This window comes from Nocardia sp. CA-120079, assembly GCF_050955745.1.
GTDB lineage: Bacteria > Actinomycetota > Actinomycetes > Mycobacteriales > Mycobacteriaceae > Nocardia.
The window spans coordinates 4,006,585-4,026,577 of sequence record NZ_CP192088.1; the positions used below are offsets into that span (position 1 = coordinate 4,006,585).

General features: G+C 67.3%; 15 protein-coding genes and 1 pseudogene. 11 read left to right on the top strand and 5 right to left on the bottom strand.

All coding sequences use genetic code 11. The annotated features are described in order from the left end of the window. Window positions 1-9: 9 nt before the first annotated feature. Together ACQPYR_RS18225 and ACQPYR_RS18230 are read left to right on the top strand one after the other, a co-directional pair. Window positions 10-861: a carbon-nitrogen hydrolase family protein gene (locus ACQPYR_RS18225; protein ID WP_433633715.1), complete on the top strand. Its 852-nt coding sequence runs from the start codon at window positions 10-12 to the stop codon at window positions 859-861. Further along, entirely contained in the window at window positions 861-2,003 is a 1,143-nt protein-coding gene (locus ACQPYR_RS18230) for an MSMEG_0565 family glycosyltransferase (RefSeq protein ID WP_433633717.1), read from the top strand. The genes ACQPYR_RS18225 and ACQPYR_RS18230 overlap by 1 nt, the downstream gene beginning before the upstream one ends. A gap of 493 nt (window positions 2,004-2,496) precedes the next feature. Here the strand turns inward: ACQPYR_RS18230 and ACQPYR_RS18235 are convergent, their stop codons facing one another. After that, the gene (locus ACQPYR_RS18235; protein ID WP_433633719.1) at window positions 2,497-6,690 is read right to left on the bottom strand and encodes a caspase family protein; all 4,194 of its coding nucleotides are present in this window, start codon (window positions 6,688-6,690) and stop codon (window positions 2,497-2,499) included. Further along, on the bottom strand, window positions 6,683-7,546 hold the full coding sequence (locus ACQPYR_RS18240; protein WP_433633721.1) for a hypothetical protein: 864 nt from the start codon (window positions 7,544-7,546) through the stop codon (window positions 6,683-6,685). The genes ACQPYR_RS18235 and ACQPYR_RS18240 overlap by 8 nt, the downstream gene beginning before the upstream one ends. 951 nt (window positions 7,547-8,497) lie before the next feature. On the opposite strand from ACQPYR_RS18240, the gene ACQPYR_RS18245 reads away from it, so the two are divergent. Next, entirely contained in the window at window positions 8,498-8,989 is a 492-nt protein-coding gene (locus ACQPYR_RS18245) for a MarR family transcriptional regulator (protein ID WP_433633723.1), read from the top strand. A 40-nt stretch (window positions 8,990-9,029) separates the two neighbouring features. Here the strand turns inward: ACQPYR_RS18245 and ACQPYR_RS18250 are convergent. Continuing rightward, window positions 9,030-9,226: pseudogene (locus ACQPYR_RS18250) on the bottom strand (lipoyl synthase); the annotation flags it as partial. 395 nt (window positions 9,227-9,621) lie between these two features. Between ACQPYR_RS18250 and mug the strand changes: the two are divergent. Further along, on the top strand, window positions 9,622-10,185 hold the full coding sequence (gene mug, locus ACQPYR_RS18255; RefSeq protein ID WP_433633726.1) for a G/U mismatch-specific DNA glycosylase: 564 nt from the start codon (window positions 9,622-9,624) through the stop codon (window positions 10,183-10,185). A 1-nt stretch (window position 10,186) separates the two neighbouring features. Here mug and ACQPYR_RS18260 read toward each other — a convergent pair whose 3' ends face one another. Beyond that, window positions 10,187-11,152 carry an alpha/beta hydrolase gene (locus ACQPYR_RS18260; RefSeq protein ID WP_433633728.1) on the bottom strand — a complete coding sequence of 322 codons (966 nt, stop codon included), beginning with the start codon at window positions 11,150-11,152 and terminating at the stop codon, window positions 10,187-10,189. A gap of 151 nt (window positions 11,153-11,303) precedes the next feature. Between ACQPYR_RS18260 and ACQPYR_RS18265 the strand changes: the two genes are divergently transcribed. From ACQPYR_RS18265 to ACQPYR_RS18275, 3 genes are read left to right on the top strand one after another with little or no spacing between them, the layout of a single operon-like run. Next, window positions 11,304-11,966 carry a hypothetical protein gene (locus ACQPYR_RS18265; protein WP_433633731.1) on the top strand — a complete coding sequence of 221 codons (663 nt, stop codon included), beginning with the start codon at window positions 11,304-11,306 and terminating at the stop codon, window positions 11,964-11,966. Continuing rightward, window positions 11,959-13,314: a glutamine synthetase family protein gene (locus ACQPYR_RS18270; protein WP_433633733.1), complete on the top strand. Its 1,356-nt coding sequence runs from the start codon at window positions 11,959-11,961 to the stop codon at window positions 13,312-13,314. Before ACQPYR_RS18265 ends, ACQPYR_RS18270 begins: the two co-directional genes overlap by 8 nt. Then, window positions 13,311-14,096, top strand: coding sequence for a gamma-glutamyl-gamma-aminobutyrate hydrolase family protein (locus ACQPYR_RS18275; RefSeq protein WP_433633736.1), 786 nt, complete (start codon window positions 13,311-13,313; stop codon window positions 14,094-14,096). Before ACQPYR_RS18270 ends, ACQPYR_RS18275 begins: the two co-directional genes overlap by 4 nt. On the opposite strand, the gene ACQPYR_RS18280 is transcribed toward ACQPYR_RS18275, so the two are convergent. Continuing rightward, window positions 14,071-14,745: a TetR/AcrR family transcriptional regulator gene (locus ACQPYR_RS18280; RefSeq protein WP_433633738.1), complete on the bottom strand. Its 675-nt coding sequence runs from the start codon at window positions 14,743-14,745 to the stop codon at window positions 14,071-14,073. The two genes, ACQPYR_RS18275 and ACQPYR_RS18280, sit on opposite strands and share 26 nt — an antisense overlap. 212 nt (window positions 14,746-14,957) lie before the next feature. Between ACQPYR_RS18280 and ACQPYR_RS18285 the strand changes: the two genes are divergently transcribed. From ACQPYR_RS18285 to ACQPYR_RS18300, 4 genes are read left to right on the top strand one after another with little or no spacing between them, the layout of a single operon-like run. After that, the gene (locus ACQPYR_RS18285) at window positions 14,958-16,571 is read left to right on the top strand and encodes a class I adenylate-forming enzyme family protein (RefSeq protein WP_433633741.1); all 1,614 of its coding nucleotides are present in this window, start codon (window positions 14,958-14,960) and stop codon (window positions 16,569-16,571) included. Between the two features lie 10 nt (window positions 16,572-16,581). Beyond that, entirely contained in the window at window positions 16,582-17,376 is a 795-nt protein-coding gene (locus tag ACQPYR_RS18290; protein ID WP_433633743.1) for an enoyl-CoA hydratase/isomerase family protein, read from the top strand. Further along, a complete protein-coding gene (locus tag ACQPYR_RS18295) occupies window positions 17,376-18,470 on the top strand; it encodes a Zn-dependent alcohol dehydrogenase (RefSeq protein ID WP_433635177.1) in 1,095 nt (364 codons plus the stop codon). Before ACQPYR_RS18290 ends, ACQPYR_RS18295 begins: the two co-directional genes overlap by 1 nt. 43 nt (window positions 18,471-18,513) lie before the next feature. Beyond that, a complete protein-coding gene (locus ACQPYR_RS18300) occupies window positions 18,514-19,971 on the top strand; it encodes an aldehyde dehydrogenase family protein (protein ID WP_433633746.1) in 1,458 nt (485 codons plus the stop codon). The last annotated feature ends 22 nt before the right edge of the window (window positions 19,972-19,993 follow it).

Genomic DNA, 19,993 nt, shown 5'->3' on the forward strand with positions numbered 1-19,993 from the left:
TCGATGCCGATGGGAACCACACGAATCGCCGCGCTGGCCGGGCACTTCGGCCGGGATATCGGTCGCGCGCTGGAAAAACTCGACGGTATCTTCGAACGGCTCATCCAGGATGGGGTCGACCTGCTGGTGCTGCCCGACGCCACCCTCGGTGGCTATATCGGCGATCTGCGCAACCCGACGATCGGGCCGCTGCCCGAACCGATCGATCCCGACGGCCCGGAGTTGCGCATGCTGTGCTCGATGGCGGGTCCGATGACGGTGTGCGTGGGATACGCCGAGAAGGATGGCGATCTGCGCTACAACGCGGCCAGCTGTCTCACCGGTGATGGCATCCTCGGAAACCACCGGAAGGTGCATCAGCCCGCGGGGGAGCACCTCGCGTATGCGGCGGGGGACACCTTCACCGCGTTCGACACGCCGGTCGGTCGGCTCGGCATGCTGATCGACTACGACAAGACCTTTCCCGAATCGGCCCGCACCCTCGCCCTCGATGGCGCCCACATCATCGGCGCGCTGTCGGCCTGGCCGGCCAGCGTCACCGATCGGGCCTCGCGGATGCCCAATGACCGGCAGGCCCGACTGTTCGACCTCTACGACATGGCCCGCGCCGCCGAAAACCAGGTTGTGCTCGCCTCGTCCAACCAAACCGGTGTCACCGGCTCGCTGCGCTTCCTCGGCCAAGCGAAGGTGGTCGGCCCCGGCGGCGACATCTTGGCGAAGACCTGGTCCAAGGGCGGGCTGGCCGTGGCCGACGTCGATGTCGAGCGGGAGGTGGAGCGGGCTCGCCGCACCCTGCGGCACCTCGACGAACGACGCGTCGACACCTACCGCAATCTGTTGCGCGAGACGGGAACTCGCTGATGCGCATCGCGCTGCTCACCTACTCCACCAAACCGCGTGGCGGGGTCGTGCACACTCTGAATCTCGCCGAGGCGCTGACCAGGGCAGGCGCGGAGGTGACCGTGTGGACACTGGGACGCGGTGGCGACAGCGCGTTCTTCCGTCCGCTCGACCCGGGCGTGCACGTCGAGGTGGTTCCGTTCGAGGCGAATGCCTCGGAAACGGTGGGACACCGGATCATCCGCTCGATCGAAGTCCTGCGCAAGGCATTCCGGCCCGGCGACTACGACATCGTGCACGCACAGGACTGCATCAGCGCCAACGCGGTCGGGCACTGCATCCGCACCATCCACCATCTCGACCAGTTCACAACTCCCGAGCTCGCGGCCTGCCACGAACGGGCGATCGTGCAGCCATATGCCCGGATCTGCGTATCGGCCGCAGTCGCCGAAGAGGTCAGGGCCGGATGGGGTTTCGAGCCGACGGTCATCCCGAACGGTGTCGAATACGAACGATTCGCGGCGGCCGCCGGCACCGGAGCGATCCCGTCCGCGCGGCGCGCGGCTTGGCGGGAGCGGTTCGGCCGGTATGTGCTCGCGGTCGGTGGAATCGAACCACGCAAGGGAAGCCTCGACCTCCTGGAGGCATTCGCGGTATTCGCACGAACCGCGCCCGCGCACCGGTTGGTGATCGCGGGCGGGGAAACCTTGTTCGACTATCGCGAATATCGAGCCGAATTCGACAGGCGAGCGAACGAACTCGGCATCGAACCAATAGTGCTCGGTACCGTCGAGCACGCCGAACTACCCGCGCTGGTCGCCGCCGCCTCGGTGCTGCCGTTCCTGTCCACCAAGGAAGGATTCGGCCTTGCGGCCATGGAGGCCCTGGTCGCCGGAACACCTGTGGTCGCCCGTGATCTCCCGGTCCTGCGCGAGGTCTTCGCCGACGCGGTCGAGTACGCCACCACCCCGGAAACAATGGCCGAAGCGATGGCTTCGGCGATTGTGCCCGATACCTCACGCCGCGCCCGCGGCACGGCACTGGCAGCCGAATTCACCTGGGATACAGTCGCATCGGCTCATCTCGCGTTCTATGTTGCGGCACGGAACGGTGCGCGGGCCGCGGACGCCGAAAGCAGCATGCTGGCGGCCCCAGCGCCGTAAACGTCGTTTCTGGCTGGTCTTTCGTCGGAGAGCATGCTGGGCGTCGCGGTGACCTCGATGTCGGCGTGACGGACGAACTGGCGGCAGAGCTTCCTGGCGCGGCCATCGGCCTCGGGGCGGACGTCCGCGCCGAAGCCGGCGTGGACGCGTGCATATCGAGGTGCCCCGGTCAGCGTGCACCACTTGCGGGATGGGCGTGGATGCCGAAGATCTCGAGCATCAATTCCGTGGTCAACGCCTTATAGGCGACGGTCAACGCTGCTTGCGCTTGTCGTCGGAATCCGCTCTCTCGGAAAAAGTTTCGAAGAGAGCGTGTGCTTTTTTCCCATAATGTCGAGCGCGGTCCGGTGGCCGGAGGTCGAGTTGCTGCGAGGCCAGCTGTCCGGTTGCGGTGTGGGTGAATTCCACTGTGTGAAGGGTGTTTTCATCTACGCCCGAGACCGCGGTCAGTGCCCGTCCGAGCAGATTGTATGTGGGGGAATGGGTTCGTTGCTTATGCTGTTGGTCGGGTTCCGGGTGTCTGTGCCGGTGGCCGTCGTGTGAGGACGGCGATGTCGTTGCCGAGGCCCAGGATTATGTCTGCTCCGGGGCTTGCTGCGACGACGGGTTCAGGCGCGGGGCAGTCGATCACAGCTGTGAGGGTCATCGTCGTCAGATCCCAGATCCGCGTGATCTGGTCGTAGCCGGCGGTGATAACCACGGGCCGTCCGTCGAGGGTGGTGCACGCCAGTGCGGCCACCGGGCTGGTGAGGACTGCTTGTTCCCGTCCGGTGGTCAGGTCCCACACCCGCACCGTCTCGTCGAAGCTGCCGGTGACGGCGACCGGTCGCCCATCGATGCTGGTGCACGCCACTGCGATCACGGTGTTGGTGTGGCCGGTGAGGGTGGCGGGTTCACGTCCGGTGTCCAGGTTCCACACCCGCACCGTCTTGTCGTCGCTGCCGGTGATGGCGACCGGTCGGCCGTTGATATTGGTGCAAGCCACCGCGTACACCTCGCCGTTGTGGCCGGTGAGGACGGCGCGTTCACCCCCGGTGTCCAGGTCCCACACCCGCAACGCTTTGTCCTGGCTCCCGGTGAGAGCGACCGGCCGACCACGGATACTCGTGCATGCCACGGTGTGCACCGTGCCGATATGGCCGGTGAGGGTGGCGCGTTCACGTCCGGTGTCCAGGTCCCATACCCGCACGGTGGCGTCGTCGCTGCCGGTGAGAGCGACCGGTCGCCCGTCGATGCTGGTGCATGCCATGGAGGTCACCCAGTCGGTGGGGATGGTGAGGACGGCGCGTTCACCCCCGGTGTCCAGGTCCCACACCCGTACTGTCTTGTCGCCGTTGCCGATGACGGCGACCGCCCGGCCATCGATACTCGTGGTCGCCACCGCGTCGACCCGGCCGGTGGGTGCGGCGTGTCCCTGCGCGGTGTCCAGGTCCCACACCCGCACTGTCGCGTCGCTGCTGCCGGTGACGGCGACTGGCCGTTCGTCGATGCTGGTGCACGCCGCCGCGGCCACCCAGCGGGTGTGGCCGGTGAGGACGGCGCGTTCGCTGCCGGTGTCCAGGTCCCATACCCGCACCGTGTCGTCTTCGCTGCCGGTGACGGCGACCGGACGCCCCTCGATGCTGGTGCACGCCACCGTGTGCACCGCGCCGGTGTGGCCGGTGAGGACGGCGCGTTCGCTGCCGGTGTTCAGGTCCCATACCCGCACCGTCGCGTCATAGTTGCTGGTGACGGCAACCGGCCGGGAGTCGATACTCGTGCAGGCCACCGCGATCACCGTGTTGGTGTGGCCGGTGAAGGCGGCGCGTTCGCGCCCCCTGGTCAGATCCCACACTCGTATTGTCTCGTCGCCACTGCAGGTGACGGCGACCGGCCGACCATCGATACTCGTGCACGCCACCGCGCGCACTCCGCCGGTGTGGCCGGTGAGGACGGCGCGTTCGCGCCCCGTATCCAGGTCCCAGACCTGCACCGTCCCGTTGTCCCTGCCGGCGACGGCGACCGGCCGCCCATCGATACTCGCGCACACCACCGCGCGCACTCCGCCGGTGTGGCCGGTGAGGATGGCGCGTTGACGCCCGGTGTCCAGGTCCCACACCCGCACTGTCTCGTCGCTGCTGCTGGTGACGGCCACCGGCCGGGAGTCGATGCTGGTGCACGCCACGGTGTACACGGTGTTGGTGTGGCCGGTGAGGGCGGCGTGTTCACCCCCGGTGTCCAGGTCCCAGACCCGCACGGTCCCGCTGTCGCTGCCGGTGATGGCGACCGGCCGCCCATTGATGCTGGTGCATGCCACCGCGCGCACCCCGCTGGTGTGGCCGGTGAGGGTGGCGCGGTGAGCGGGGTGGGTTTGGGTTCCGGTGGCCCACCGGCACGGCCAGGTCAGGCCGCGGTTGAACTGCGCCTGCAGGGCGGTGGCGTGGAAGCGGGCGGCGTCGATGGCCAGGATCTGCCGGCGTCGCGGCGGGGGAAGGTGGCGGTGGTAGGCAGCGGAGCAGCGGTAGACGGCGCGGGTGCGGTGCCCGGTGTCGGTGGTGACAGTGTGCAGGGCCGCCAGCAGGGTAGTCGGGTCGGCGTGGGCGAGGTAGCCGGTGTCGGTCACGAGGTCGTCGACCAGCCCGGCGAGGGCGGCGTGGGTGGCCAGGTGCGCCAGGGCGTACGGGTGCGCGCGGGACCAGTCGCGGTCACCGTCGGCGGTGACCGGGACGCGTTGGCGCAGGACCTCGACGAACATCGCGTGGATCGGAGCGGAGTCCAGTCCGTCGGTGAGGTGTTCGGCGAGGGCTTGATGGTAGAGCCGGTAGGCCGAGCGCCCGGTTTCGGTGGCTTCCACGACATAGGATCCCGCGGTGCGGCGCAGCCACATCAGATCCTGGTCGGTGTAGCTCGTGTCAGCGAGACGCGAGGCCAATGGCGCCCACAAGTCTTCCCACGGCAGGCCCTGGCCCTGAGCGAACGCCAACGGCCGCAATAAATCCCGCGCACGTTCAGCATCACTTCCCAGCCGCGAGTGAAGATCCTGGCGCATGGCGGCACCGGGCAGGGCGGGCAGGCTGCGGCGCCAGGCACGGTCATCGGCGTCGGGCAGGTGCGGATCGGAGGACAGTGTGGCCGCGACGATGCGGGCGACCAGGAACGACCGGTCGGCCTGCTCGGCGACTGCGTTCGCGACTGCGCGGATCGTCTCGGGCGGCTGACCGCGGTAGATGGTGTCGGGGTCGGCTTCGAGCAGCCCCCGCGCCGCATACGTGGTCAGCGCGGCACGGTCGGCGTACCGCGCGGCATCCAAATCGATCGACCGTCGGCGGTCGATACCGAGGCCGGGCAACAGGTACGGCCGGGTCCCGGCCAGCAGCCGTACCCGCCCGCCAGCGTGATCTATCAAGGGCCGCAACAGTTTCCGGATCAGCTCGTCCGGGTTGGCGGCTTCGTCGAGGCCGTCGATGAGCACGGTCAATGCCTGTGTCCGCTGGTGCAGGCCGTCGAGGAGTTCCCCGACGCTGGCGGCGGACAGGTGCGCCGCGGCGGCGATGCCGTCGCGGACTTGGTCGAGGGTGAGGTTCTGGGCGTAGATCGCGACATCCACCGCCCCGACCGGCGGGATCGCAGGTTCGGGCAGGCCAAGGGTGTAGAGGGGGACGGTGCGGTGATACTCGGGGTGGGTGAGGGTGGCGATCAACCCGAGAACCGCGGTTTTCCCGGAGCCTGGGTCGCCAGTCACGGCGAGCAACGGCCGATCGGGATGGGGGTCGGTGAGCCATGTGGTGATATCGGTGAGGGCGGTGTGGCGGCCGCAGAACCACCAGCCTTTGTTGTCCCGGTTCCCCATGGCCCGCATCAGAAGCCGGGTGCGGAACTCGATGTCGCGGCGGTCGGCGTGGGCCTCCCATTCGCCGGCCTGCTGGATCGCCAAATCCACCTCGTACAGGCGCGGATCGCGGCGGGGGTTCGGCAGAAACGGGGGCGGGTCCCCGGTGACCAGGGGTGCGACCGTCCACCCCACCGTCTGCTGGTGTGGCCGGGTCGGGTCGCTGTTCATCGCCGTCACCAGCGCCCCCACCGCTAGAATGTCAGGCCCGTAACCCGCGGTGGCGAGGTTGTCGACCGCGGCTTTCAACAGCCGGGGAAACGCCGTCGCCTGGGCTTCCTGGCGAGGTTGCGCCGAGCTGACCACCACCACCCCGGTGCCGGTCTCTTCGCGCCAGTGCCGGGTGAAATCGGTTAACGCCTCAGCGGCCAGCGCGGCGCCGCCGGCGCCGGCGTAGCAGGTGTCCAGCATCAGCAGCAGCCGCCGCAGCGGACTGCCCTGCAGCATCCATCGGCCGATGTCGCGGGCCGGTACCGCGTCATCGATATCGTCGGGCCTGGTATCAGCGGCCAGCAGTACGTATTCGCTCGTGGACGGTAACCGGGCGCCGTGGCCGGTGAAATACACGGCCACCAGATCATCCGGCCGCCGATCCGCTGACATACTGAACGCCCGCAACCGCTGGTGCAGGTCATCGGCAGTTGGGTTCATCCCCAACACCGTCACCAGCTCGTACCCGAACCGGCCGGTGAACAACGCGATCACCTCATCCCGCGCTCGCGCCAACCCGGGCCGATCCCACCCCGGCTCGTACTTGTGCTCGGCCACAGCCACCGCGATCAGAAACCGGCGCGGACCCCCGACATCGAGGTCAGTCACCGTCGGCCAGTCCTTCCGCGATGACCTGTCCGGTCAGTTCGGCGGTCAGGTACGGGACCGCGTTGTGTGCTCGGGACTCGTTGCGCACCAACGCATTACGCACCCCCGGCCCGAATCGGTCACGCAGGTCCTTCACCAACGCCACCACGTCGCCACGATCAGCGATATTCGTCCACACCAGCTCGTCCGGGCCGGGCCATCGCCCGATCCCGCCGACCGGGGCCGGGTCGAGCCGGTCGAAGATCAGGTTTGGAATCCCCAACGGCGATCCCAACGTCACCAACGCTCGAACCTGATGATCGGTTGTGGCGCAGAGGGTTTCGTATGCGACCACCGTCCCTAGCGAGTGCGCGACCACGACCCGGGTGTCGGGCGTCAGCAGCGTGTGGAGCCGATCGCGGATCTGGTGCCGCAGCACGGGTTCGGTGAAATACCGGTGCACCTGCTTCAGGTTCCAGATCATCACCCGCTCGGCCACACCCGCGAAGAACCGTGACCGCGACAACTGATACAAACCCTGCTGCACCGCGCCCGGCACAGCCACCAAACTCTCCGCGCCCGGCACCGTCACCTCCGGGTCGACCGCTGCGGCAGCCCGCCACCACGCGACCAGCAGATCCTGCTCCTCGCCCGGCTCCACATCCGCAGCGTCGTAGAACGGGACATCCATCGACAGCCATTCCCCGGGTGGCCGGAACAGGTTTCCATAGAACGCGAACCCAACCTCGGCCTCCGACACCGGGCCGGCGCCGGTCCCGGCGAGGCCGTCGTTCATCGCCCGCAGCCACGGACCGGTCATCGACGACCCACCCGAGGTCTGGGCGCCGATACCGTGCACGAACACCACCCGCGCCATATGACAACCTCCCCGGCATCCCTGGGCCGACCCCCGACCCCGGTGCGCACCTTCATCTTCGCCCATCACCGGCCACCCGTTACAGAGACCAGCCGCATTCCACCCGAGCGCCGCGAAGACACACCGGAGCCCGACACCCAGAACGTCCGGTAATCGGCTACCGGTCGTTCGGCTTTCGTCGCCATGATCGGTGCGCCTGACGGATCTGGAATATGTTCTCGCAGCGGATCACTTGCTGTCAGTGGTCTTACGACTGGCAACATGGTGGTCCCACAACGGGTGCCGATCGACACACGCCGAGCACGGGTGCTCCCGCTACTTCCCGTCGCATTCGTATGTCTGAATGTGCTCGCGGTCTCGGGCCGTCGACAAACCGGTAAGGCCTGACCGGCTACGCCCATATTGGAGGCGCGACATCCGTACACGCGACTCCGTGTCTGGAATGTGTAGAGGCGAACGGTTCTTGGATGTCGCGTTGGACGGAGACCGGCACTCGCTACAACATCGGTCTGGTGCGAGCGTTGCTCACCCAAGCGATCGACGGGACGGATCCCGCCACAGCCAGTGGCCGCGACGGCTCACGTCTTGCTGGGAGCCGTGCGGGAAGCCGTTCTCCACCTTGACAGCTGAGAGGGTGGTGAGCATCTCTCGATAAGATATGTAACTCATGTGGTATCTATTTCAAAATAATTGACAAGATTCTCGTGTCGAATTCATCCGATCGACTCGCTGAACCGGTCGCGCGGGTGTGCTGTCGCGGCCGCGGCGGAATCCGCCCGTCGATCTAGGCGTTGGGCGGTGACATGGCGGCGCATACACCGTCTTGACGTCATGCCGGTCTGGCGATGCGAATTCGTCCGCCGTTCGGTCGGTTCTGCGCGCCGTATCCATGCTTGTGCTGGGTCTGCGTATGATATGTAAACCGTATAAATGTGGGCGAGGTGGCGCAAGATGAGTTCGGTAGCAGGCCGTGCTTCGACGCGGAGTAAGCGGAGGTTGACGGCTGATGTGCGGGAAGCGTTGCGTGACTTGAATATTCAGTTGTCGCTGCTCAATCGAAGGTTCGGTGGCCGGGTTGAGGTCAAGGATGTCGATTGGACGTGCCTCGATCTGATCAACCGATATGGCCCGCTGTCGCCGACGGCGCTGGGGCGTCGTGCCGGGCTGCATCCTGCGACGATGACGGGAATCTTGGATCGATTGCAGAAGGGCGGGTGGATCGTGCGCGAGCGTGATCCAGAATCCTCGGATCGTCGTGCGGTCACGTTGCGTGCTGTGCGTGAACGGAATGCCGAATTGTTCGAGTTGTTCTCCGGGATGAACAATCGCATGGATAAGCTATGCGCTCGTTATTCGGTGGCTGAGCTCGAAGTGATCGCAGACTTCCTGCAGCGGACCAGCGCGGCGGGTCACGAGGCCGCGGAGGAGTTGGCTCGAGGCTGAGCGCAGGGGGTAATAGTCCTGCGGACGCCGCTGCGCCGCGCTGAAAGATGTCGGGACACCCCGCCTCTTCGCAGACCGTGTGCAGCTCTTCGCGTTTCACCAGGCCCTCGAGTTCGGAGTACTCGGGGCCCATGGTGGCGCGGGTGCGAATCCACTTGGGTTTGCGCTCGATCGGGTCTCGGCGTTTTGCGCCTCGATGCGGAGCAGCTTCCGGTCCGCCGATGTCACCGTCATCATTCGAGGCTGATCAGCAGGCAGTCCACCCCGCCTCCACCGGCAGGCCAGAAGATCTATGCCATCCGGCCAATTCTCGTTGCCACCGCGAACTCCTCCGGTGACACCGCCGCAATCCGCTCGCTACCGACCGCTCTCGCCGCCGACGATCCGGCGCCTTCACTGGATTTCGGTGACGACGAATTGGGCCACGTGGCCAACGCCTTCAACCGGGCGTACCTGGCCGCCGTAGCAGCCGCTGTCGCCCAAGCCCGCACCCACGCCGGCGTCAACGCGGTCTTTCGCGATATCGCCCACAGCTGCCGGAACGCTTGTACACGGAACTCGATCAGGCGGCCCTCTTCATCACCGCTGTGGGGCCCTGCGGCACATGGTCTGCCGCCCGGCAGACTGAGGGAATGGGTTCTGGTTCGTCGGTTCGGCCGTCGCCTGCGGATCTGGCCGCGGCGCAGGACAAGACTGTTCCCGATGTGATCGGGCCCGGCTTGCATGTGCTGTTCTGCGGAATCAATCCGGGCCTGTGGTCCGGGGCCACCGGATATCACTTTGCTCGTCCGGGAAATCGGTTCTGGCCGGCGTTGCATCGGTCCGGCTTCACGCCGCACCTGGTGCGGCCCGACGAACAGCAGGAACTGCTCGGGCTGGGTTTGGGGATCACGAATGTGGCCGCACGCACGACCGCCAAAGCCGAGCAACTGACCGCCGACGAACTGCGGGCCGGCGGACGCGCGCTGGTCGATCGGGTCGAGCGGTATCGACCCCGAGTACTGGCCGTACTCGGTATCGGCGCCTACCGCACGGCCTTCGGTCGTCCGCGCACCACGATCGGCCCCCAACCCGAGCGGATCGGTGGCACCTCGGTATGGGTTCTGCCCAACCCCAGCGGGCTCAACGCCCACTACACCCTCGACGCCCTCGCCTCGGAATTCCGCGCGCTGCGTGCGGCGGTCGAAACCGGTTGACCTACCTCTGCGCGAATTCGCGCAGGTACAGGCATATTTCGTCGATTGCGTGCTTGGCCTGGGGGAACAGGGTGACCTCGGAGAGGAAGCCGTGGAAGACGCCGGGGTATCTGGTCAGGATTACCGGGACATCGTCGCGCCACAGGCGGGCTGCGTAGGCCTCTGCGTCGTCGCGGAGGGGGTCGACCTCGGCGGTGACGATCAGGGCGGGTGGGAGGTCGCGGAGTGAGGCGGCGCGCAGGGGCGCGGCGAATTGGTCGCCGCCGGGGTGGTTCGGGCCGACGTACTGTTCCCAGCACCAGCGGGCGTCGGCGGCGCTGAGCAGGGGAGCGTCGGCGAACTCCGTCCATGATGGGGCGGTGAAGGTGTCGTCGACGGCGGGGTAGGCGAGGATCTGGGTGCGGGGGAGGGGTAGGCCTGCGTCGCGGCGATGCAGGCACAGGGCGGCGGCGAGATTGCCACCGGCGGAGTCGCCGGCGATGGCGATTCGGTCCGGGTCGATGCCGAGTTCCGGAGCGTTCCGGATCAGCCAGGCGAAGGCGTCGACGCAGTCGTGTAGTGCTGCGGGGTAAGGGTTTTCGGGTGCCAGGCGGTATTCCAGGGATACGACTGTCCAGCCTGAGCCTGCGGCGATCCCTCGGCACAGCTCATCCGCGCCATCCAGGGTGCCGAGGACGAATCCGCCGCCGTGCAGATAGACGACGGCGGGTGCGAAGTCGCCGCCGGTGGCGCCGTCCGCGCGGTACAAGCGAGCGGCGATCGCGCCTGCACGCGTTGACATGGTCAGTTGATCAACTTGATTTAGGGGGGTGATCGGCTCGGGTGGGGCTTCCGTGTTCGCCAATGCGCGGGCCCGCTCCGATCCCAGCTCGCGGAGGGGTCTCGGGATGGTCTGGCCGAAGATGCGGGCTATGGCCGCGGCGTTGTCGTCGAGCAGATTCCAGCACTCGGGGGTGCGGTCGTTCATGGAAAGCCTCGCAAATCATTGACAGGAAGTGATCTGTGCCTCACGATCATAGTCACATGACTCAGTCATTTGACTATGAAGTTGTGTCACCGGGATCCACTGCCGCTGGTTTGCCGCGCACGCGATCTCGTCGAATCGAAAGGACAATCAGATGACCGAAACGACGACCGGTCTCGCGGTACGCGGGGCTGACGCGGTCGGCGGGGTCGACATTCGGATCGAGGACGATGCCAGTCCGATGGTCCGGTTGATCGGCCGGACCATCGCCGATTCCGTACGCGCCAACGGCAGGGACTCCGTAGCGGCGTGCGAGGGCACGATCGCTGTCCGCTCCCACGACACCCCGCAGGCCGTCATGGTCACCATCGCCGACGGTGTCGTCGCGGTGTCGAGCGGCGTTTTCGTCGAGCCCGATATCAGCGTGACCGTCGACCTGAACGGGCGGTGCGCCCTGGTCGGGGAGCCCGGTGGCGCAAGTGATCTCGCTGTCGCCGTGCAGGCTCTGCTGTCGCCGCCGTTGGCGGACTGGCGGGAGGCCGCGGAGTCGTTCTGGGCCGCCGCACGGTCGGTGCCGGGCATTCCCGACATGCTGGTTGCGATCACGGAGGGCCCGGAAGGAATTGATCAGCACGTCGTCGGTGCGGGCGACACCCACTATGTCATCGCGGGGCCGCCGGAGCTGCTGGCCGGGATCTTCTCAGGTGCCGACGATCTGATCGCCGCTCTGTCCACCGGCCTGGTCGGCGTGCGCGGCACGCTCTCGCAGCTGTCGGTGCTGGTCGCCGCTTCTTGGAAGGTTCGTTACGATGTCTGAAATCAACACCGCCACAATCGATCTCGATGATTCGGTGCACACTGTTCGGCTCGAGGCCACCAATCACGAGGGCTGCTTCCTCGGAAAAAACGTGGCGCGCAAGAAGTTCGCCGCGAGCGCGGGTTCGGGTTTCGCGATGGCCGATCTGCTGTTCGGCCTCGACCTGGGCAATGCGCCGACCTTCGGGTTTCCCTTCCCGGAGTGGCGTGGGCACGTCTCGGACGTGCAGTTCCGGCCCGATCTGTCGACGCTGATCGAGTGGGAGCCCGGCCTGCGGTCGGTGATCGGCGACTACTGGCAGGCCGACGGCAGCCCGATCGGGATCTGTCCGCGCAATCTGGCCCGTGCCCTGGTCGACCGGCTGGCGACCCGTGGTTACACCGCGACCGTCGCGGTGGAGATCGAGGCGACACTGTTCCAGGAGTCCATCCACGAGGCGCGGGCAAAGGGATACCGCGATCTGACCCCGCTCGGCGGTTCCGCCGGGACCGCGTATCACCTTGCGAAGTCGAAGGATTGGGTCGACTACATGTCGGCGGTCGCGCGTCGCCTCGACGAGATCGGCATCGAGTGGGAAGCCTGGAGTGACGAGGACGCGGCGGGTCAGGTCGAATTGAATCTGGTGCCCGGCGATCCGCTGTCGGTGTGCGACAACTGGGCTCGCGCCCGGCAGGTCATGCGGGAGGTGGCCTTCGAGCTCGGTCACACCGTGACCTTCATGGCCAAGCCGACCGCCGGGTACGGTCAGGCTTCGCATGTGAATCTGTCTCTGCAACGCGACGGGGTCAATGTGTTCTACGCGCCCGACGGTCCGTCGGCCACCATGCGGCACGCGGTCGCCGGACTACTCGCGACCATGCGCGGCGCGACGTCGGTGATGCTGCCGCAGATCACCTCCTTCCGCCGCCTGGTCGATCTGAGCGGTCCGCCGACCACCGTGACCTGGGGTATCGCCAACAAGAGCACCGCGGTGCGCGCGGTGTGCGGGCATCCGTCCCAGTCTCGGCTCGAGTATCGGCTGCCCGGCGCGGACGCGAATCTGTACCTCGCGGTCGCGACGATTCTCGCGGGCGTGATCGCCGGACTCGACGGTGGGCTCGAGCCGCCCGAGCCGGTCAGCGATCTGGCCTGGTGTGTGCCGGATTTGGAGCGGCTGCCCGATACGATCACCAAGGCGGCTGCCGCGTTCGAGGCCGATCCGATTCTGCGCGAGCAACTCGGCGACGAATTCGTCGACTACTGGGTCGGCACGCGGCGCTGGGAGTGGATGCAGTTCCACACCACCGGCGGTGATCCGTTCGCCGAACTGTCCGAATGGGAATCGGGCCGATACTTCGAGTTCCCGTGATCGCGCGTGCGACGGTCCGGCCGCTGATCGGCACAACCGGCCGGCGGGTCCGGCTCGGGTTGATCGCGGGATTGGACTCCCGCTACGGCCATCTTTTCGCGGACACCTTCACGTCCGACTTCTCGGAGCGGATCGCCGGGGCGGGCGGAGTTCCGGTGAACCTGCCCTACGACGCCGATCCGGAAGCCTTGTGCCACTGGCTTTCCGGCGTGATCATCACCGGCGGCCAGGACGTGCACCCGGCGTGCTGGGGTGGCGATCCGGCGGTGGTCCGGGACGTGGATCCGCGCGACGATCCGATGGTCCACGATGTCGAACGCGACCGGTTCGAAATCGCGCTGGTGCGCGCCGCCTTGGACCGGAACATCCCGGTACTCGGAGTGTGTCGTGGTCTACAGATCCTCAATGTCGCGCTGGGCGGCACCCTGATTCCGCATCTGCCGCCGGGTTCCGTCGAGCACCTGTCGATATCGCCCCCGAGCACCGACGGCGCGGATGATCACAAGGTGCGATTCGAGCCCGGATCGGTCGCGGAACGGATCTTCGGTGCGAGCGCGGTGACGAATTCGTGGCATCACCAGGCGGTCGACCGCTGCGGCACCGGCCTGGTCGTCACCGGCCGCACGGCCGACGGCGTCGTGGAGGCGGTCGAACTGCCGGGCCGGCCGGTGCTGGGTGTCCAGTGGCATCCGGAGTGGATGGAACGGACGGATCCGTCATTGAGCTGGCTCGTCGCCGAGGCGGGCGGACGCGTGCTCACCGCATGCTCACCCAAGACATGAGTGAGAGCGGCGCTTTCTCGGGTGCGGGCTGTGGACTCTGTGCGCTGAGCCCGGACCCGAGATTGACGGCCATCCAGGCGTCCAGTGCGCCCAGGATGAGCTCGATCTGGCGCCGTGCCGCGGCATCGTCGGTGAACACCAGCCAGTTGAGTGCGAACCCGTCCGACAGGGTAGACACCATGTAGATCAGCGCCTCGACGGTGTCCGGCGCGATCGCCTCGCCCGAGGCGGTCGCGGCGGACTCGATGATCGTGCGCATGGTCGTGAACGCCTCGCTGTAGACCATCTCGGCCTGCTTGTCTGATTGGCGGCGGGCCCAGCTGATCAATTCGACTGTGGCAGCGCCGAGCTCCGGGTTCGTGAGGTACCACTCCATCACCCCGCGCAGCAGCGCACGCGCGCTGGTTCGTACATCGCCGTGAACGTCGTTGCGCGTCAACACATCCCGGTACTGCGCGGCAACGTGCTCGAAGACAGCCGCGAACAGCAACTCTTTCGTGGCGAAGCAGTAGTGCAGCGTGGCCAGCGGGGCGCCGGCCTCCTGTGCGATGCAGCGGGTGGTCGCCCCGTCCACGCCACGGGCGGCGATCATGCGCACCGCCGCGGCCACCAGATCGGCGCGACGTTCGGCGGAGGGGATGCGTGCCATGCGCTACTCCTGTCGAGATTTTGATCGGTTGATCAAGTCAATTCTGACACTACCAGTCGTAAAGGTGGATTGCGGCCGGATGGCCTGCGTTTTAGTAGACTGGATCAAATGACTTGATCAAATGATCGTATCGGATTATCGTTATGACTGGCATCACAAGCTGGCTCTCGTCTACGAGCCGCTCGCCATCGCAAATCTCCGAAGAGGACCCCGTGATCCACGAAGATTCAGTCCATCCAGAACGGGCCGGCGAACTCGCACGCCTGGCCATGGACCCGCCGATCGACACGCTTGTCGAGCTTCTGGCGCATCGGGCCCTGCATTCCCGTGAGCGCGAGTTCCTCCGGTTCGAGGACGGTTCCTGGACTTTCGGTGAGATCGCCGACTGGACTTCACGTTTGGCGCGGCGGCTGGTCGAGGAGGACGGCGCCCGTCCGGGCGACCGGGTCGCGATCATGCTGCCCAATGAGGTGCGGTGGCCGGTCGCCTGGCTGTCGATCCTCGCGGCGGGCGGGGTCGCGGTGCCGGTGAATTCGGCATATCGGCGCGCGGACCTGGAATTCGTGCTCCGGGATTCCGGTGCGCGACTGGTGTTCACCGACGCGGCGCACGCTCCGCTTGTCGACGATGTGCGCACCGCGAACAGCGATCTGGCCGATGTCCGGGTCATCGACGTCGCCGCGCCCGGGGAGCTCACGCGGTTCCCCGCGGATGCTCCCGCGGCCGGAATCACCGGCAGCACGCTCGCCAACCTCCAATACACCTCGGGGACAACCGGATTCCCGAAGGCATGCATGCTGCCCCACGACTACTGGGCCAGGCTCGGGTGGGTCTGCGCACATGCGGCGGGGCTCGGCTCCGACGATGTGGCGCTCACCTCGCAGCCTTTCTCCTACATGGATCCGCAGTGGAACACCGCGCTGTGCCTGACGATCGGCGCGCCGCTGGTGGTGCTGCCCCGGTTCTCGGCCTCGGGCTTCATGGCCGATGTGCGCAGGCATCGGGCCACGTTCTGCTACGTGCTCGGGTCGATGCCGACCCTGCTGTTCAAGCAGCCGCCCGATATTCGGGACCGCGACAACCAGCTGCGCATCGTGCTGTGCTCGGCCATCCCCGTCGCCCTGCACGAGCACCTCGAACAGCGCTGGGGTGCGCCGTGGCGGGAGATCTTCGGGATGACCGAAAGCGGCGTCGACCTGGTCAGCCTTCCCGAGGACAGCGCGGACGTCGGCAGTGGCCGGCTGGGCCGGCCGGTGCCCACCAAACAGGTCCGGGTGGTCGACCCGCAGGGGATCGACGTCGCCGAGGGGCAGTCCGGTGAACTGATCACCTCGGGCATGCCGATGATGCTCGGCTACTGGAATCGGCCCGGCGATACCGCACAGGTGCTGCGCGGCGGCTGGCTGCACACCGGTGATGTGGCGGTGCGGGAAGCGGGCGGTTACCGCCTGGTGGGCCGGATCAAGGACATGGTCCGGCGCGGCGGGGAGAACATCGCCAGCGCCGAGGTCGAAAGGGTGCTCGAACGCGACCCCAGCGTCGTCGCGACGGCGGTGCTGGGTGTGCCGGACGAACTGTTCGGCGAGGAGGTCAAAGCCTTCGTGCAACTGGCACCCGGTGTCGAGAGCACTGCGGCGACCGCGCGACTGATTGTCGATGCCGCGCGAAATCAGCTGGCGCGCTTCAAGGTTCCGCGCTACGTGGAGTTCGTCGACGACTTCCCGCGTACCCCGTCCGAGCGGGTGTCGAAACCGGTGCTGCGGGCGCGGGCCGCCGAGCGAACAGGCGTCACTTACGACCTGCAACTACCCCGGCACGGCAACTGAGGACCCGGATATGACCGACAACCACTTGGACGTACGCATCGACGAAGACGTCGCGGTGCTCACACTGAATCGCCCCGCCAAGCTGAACGCGCTGGACGTGCACACCCGGGTGCTGCTCGCGCAGACCATCCGCCGGTTCGGTGCGGGGGATCGGGTCCGCGGGATCGTGCTCACGGGCGCGGGCCGGGCCTTCTCCGCCGGAGAGGATCTCCAGCAGGTTCCGGCCACCTTCGACGAGATCCGGGTGGCGTTCGCGACCTTCCACGACATCACGCGCGCGATTCTCGAGACGAAAGTCCCGGTGATCGCGGCCGTGAACGGGATCGCGGTCGGCGGCGCCTCGGAGATCACCCTGTGCTGCGACACACGGGTCGGCAGCCCGGCCGCCGAGTACTTCCAGCCCGAAAATCACCGCGGGATCATCATTTCCAACGCCTCGAGCATCCTGCTGCGCCGCCTGGTCCGTAACCACGCGATGCGAATCATCCTGGGCTCGAACCGGATCGGCGCCGACGAGGCGCGGCGGATCGGCCTGCTCGACGAGATCGTCGCCCCGGAGACGCTGGTGGGTCGCGCGGCCGAGGTGGCCCGGCAGTGGAACTCCGATCCCCGAACCACCGCACTGCATCTGGGACTGCTGCGACCTCGTCCCGAAGACATCGAGGCCGCCTTCGCACGGGAGGACGAAGCGGCACGCCTGGCCTGGGAGTCCGGCGCCTTCAGCGAAGGCGTCGAGGGCTTCTGGGCCGCGAAGAACGCGGCGCCGCCGGCGCCCGCACCGAGCAACCGAGATCGGAGACGATGATGATCACCACCCAAGCGGCGCTGCTCACCGCGCTGAACGAACCCCTGGAATTCACCGACATCCGGGTAGACGATCCGGAGCCCCACGAAGTCCGCGTCGCGGTCTCGAATGTCGGCCTGTGCCACAGCGATCTGCACTACATGACCGGAACCGTGCACGCCGACCTGCCCGTGGTGGTCGGCCACGAGCTCGCCGGCGTCGTGGAATCCGTTGGGGCCGCGGTGACTTCACTGCGTCCGGGAGATCGGGTGGTCGGCGCGCTCACGCCCTCGTGCGGGCTGTGCCGCAACTGCCAGGTGGGGCATTCGACCCAATGTCAGCGCGTATCCAAGATCCGGCAGCGTCCCCGGCCCGCCTTCCAGTTGCCCGACGGCCGGGTGGTCGAGCGGCTCGGCGATGTGGGCGCGTTCTCCCGGCACACTCTGATGCGAGAGAACGCGCTGGTGAAGATGCCCGATGAGGTGGGCCTCGAGGTGGGCTGCCTGCTCTCGTGCTGCATCATCACCGGTATCGGCGCGGTATTCCGCGGCGCACAGGTGCGACCCGGCGCGACCGTCGCCGTAATCGGCTGCGGCGGAGTTGGTTCGGCGATCATCCAGGGTGCGCGCCTGGCCGGCGCCTCAGCGATCGTCGCCGTCGATCTGGACGATGCCCGGCTCGCCGCGGCCCGAACCTACGGTGCCACTCACACCGTGAACGGTGCCGCCGATGTTCCCGCCGAGATCACGCGCCTGCTCGGCGACGGCGTGGACTACGCGTTCGAGGCCGTCGGCTCCGCGCGGACCGCCGCCACCGCCCTGTCGGTTCTGCGTGCCACCGGGACCGCGTGCCTGGTCGGGATCGCGCCCGACGGAACCGAATTGACGCTCCCGGCCTCGGACTTCTTCTTCGGTGAGAAGCGCCTGATCGGCTCCTACATGGGCTCGGGTCAGGCACACGAGGACATCACCCAGTTCGCCCGCCTGTATCTGCAGGGCAGTCTGCTGCTCGACGAGATGGTCAGCGACATCATCCCATTCCACGCGCTCGACAACGGCTTCGAGGCGATGAGGTCCGGCGAGGTGACCCGCATCGTCGCCGACCTCACCGTGTGATCCCACCGAACCCGCCTCAGCCCGAACGCCGAAGGAACCGCAGATGTCGAATCCGCAACTGCCCCAGCCGATCAACTACATAGCCGACGAATGGTCCGAATGCGTGACCATTCCGGATGCCTGGAATCTCGACCCCAATACCGGACATCCCGTGCACCGTGCCGTCACCACCCGCCCCGGCGACGTGGAACGCGCGCTGCGCCACGCCGACCTGTCCTACGGCTTCGAACGATGGGACGACGCGGCGAGTGCGGAACGAGCCGCCGTTCTCGACCGTGCGGCCGACCTCGTCTCGTCCCGGGTCGAGGACATCGCCCGTACCGATGCCCTCACCAGTGGTGTCCCGATCGCCAAGGCGCGCGCGATCGCGCAGTTCCTGCCGCACCGGATCCGTTCCGCGGCAGCGGATCTGCGCACCATCCCACGACGCACGGCCTTGGCGGCCGAGGGGCGCGACGTGCGGTTGTACAAGGTCCCGTGGGGACCGGCGGCCATTCTCACCCCGTGGAACGGCCCGAGCTTCATCCCCGCCGCGAAGGTGGCCAGTGCGCTGGCCGCCGGATGCCCCGTCGTCCTCAAGCCGTCGGAGCACGCGCCCAGCAGTGCCCAGATCATCGTCGAGTGTTTCGTCGCGGCCGGATTGCCCTCGGGCGCACTGCAACTCGTGCACGGAGGGGGTGATGTGGGTGCGGCGATCACCGGCGATCACCGGGTGCAGATCGTCTCGTTCACCGGCGGCCCGAATGCCGGTCGCGCCATCGCCCGGGCGGCGGCGGAGGACTTCAAGGTGCTCCAGCTCGAACTCGGTGGCAACAACCCGGCCCTGGTGCTTGCCGACGCCGATATCGACGTGACCGCCGACGGTCTTCTCGACGGCATGACCAAACTCAACGGCCAATGGTGCGAGGGGCCGGGAAAGGTGCTGGCGCACAACAGTCTTGTCGCACCACTGCGCGAGGCACTGCTGGATCGCCTGGCCCGCCTGGAGATCGGGCACTCTCTGGACGAGAATGTGCAGCTCGGCCCCATCTCGAATGCCCCGCACTTCGCCACCCTGCACAACCGCATCGATGCGCTGCGCGCCCACGGCGCGGTCATCGATCAGCCCGCGAAACTGCCGGAGCTCGACGGCTTCTTCCTGTCGCCCACGATCGCCTCGGGTGTCGACGCGTCGGTCGCGACCGCGGAGTTGTTCGGACCGCTCATCACTCTGCACGGCGTCGAGTCCGACGAGGACGCCCTGCGGGTGGCCAATGCCAACCCGTCCGGCCTGGACGCCTACGTCTTCGGCCGCGACCTGGACCGCGCCATCGACATCGGCGCGCGCGTCCGGTCGGGGGAGGTGCGCGTGAACGGCGCGAAGATTGCCGATCTCGCCGACGGCTCGGCCCAAAGTTTCTGGGGCACTTCGGGAATCGGCGGCCACGCCGCCGGCGAATCGATGCGAGTGTTCTGCGGCGATCGCGTGGTCGGCGTCGATTCCCCCGACCTTCCCCTGTAACCACCCACTCGACGAAAGCGGC